Source organism: Bartonella capreoli (genome assembly GCF_902813205.1).
GTDB classification, from domain to species: Bacteria; Pseudomonadota; Alphaproteobacteria; order Rhizobiales; family Rhizobiaceae; genus Bartonella; species Bartonella schoenbuchensis.
The window spans coordinates 1-569 of sequence record NZ_CADDZX010000112.1 but is presented as its reverse complement, the minus strand read 5'-3'; the positions used below and the strand labels follow the sequence as shown (position 1 = coordinate 569).

Below are 569 nucleotides of genomic sequence, written 5' to 3'. Positions count from 1 at the left end.
TAAACTGAATTTGTGGATCAAAAACAAGCCCTTCATGCCTACTCACAAATGCTTTACCAGCAGACAATGCCATGTTCAAGGGATTTCCTTTTAATGTTGCCGCTTTACCTCTAGCTAAAGTGAGAACATCCCCTTCAAACAGCCCATAGGATAAAAGACCATCTACATAAAAACCAGTATTATATTTCAAGCTCCCGTAGGCTGAAACTAACCATTTATGAAATGTGCTTTTTTGACTTTGTTTAACATCTCGAGGATGCAAAGATATTTTTCCATAACTCCCCATGACTCCAAAAAACCTTGTACTGTATGCACCCTCAATTGTTTTCAATATAATTCTCGCCTCTATGGCATTATAATCAAGATCACCTCCATAACCATATTCAAGTACAGATAAGTTTGAAACATAACGATGATTACTGCCATAACCACGCAGAAATAAAGCAAAATTTTCATCGTCTTTCAAAGATCGACGAGAAACATTCCGTAGTGTTTCCAACCACTTATTTTGATTACTGATATCCATCAGACCAGCGTGGAATAAACTATTGGGCAAAAGGAGGTAAGTT

At 37.1% G+C, this 569-nt stretch carries 1 protein-coding gene; it reads right to left on the bottom strand.

Annotation, left to right across the window (positions count from 1 at the left end; translation table 11 throughout):
* On the bottom strand, positions 1 to 569 hold a 569-nt coding region (locus tag J7R05_RS07585), incomplete at both ends, for an autotransporter outer membrane beta-barrel domain-containing protein (RefSeq protein WP_208541802.1).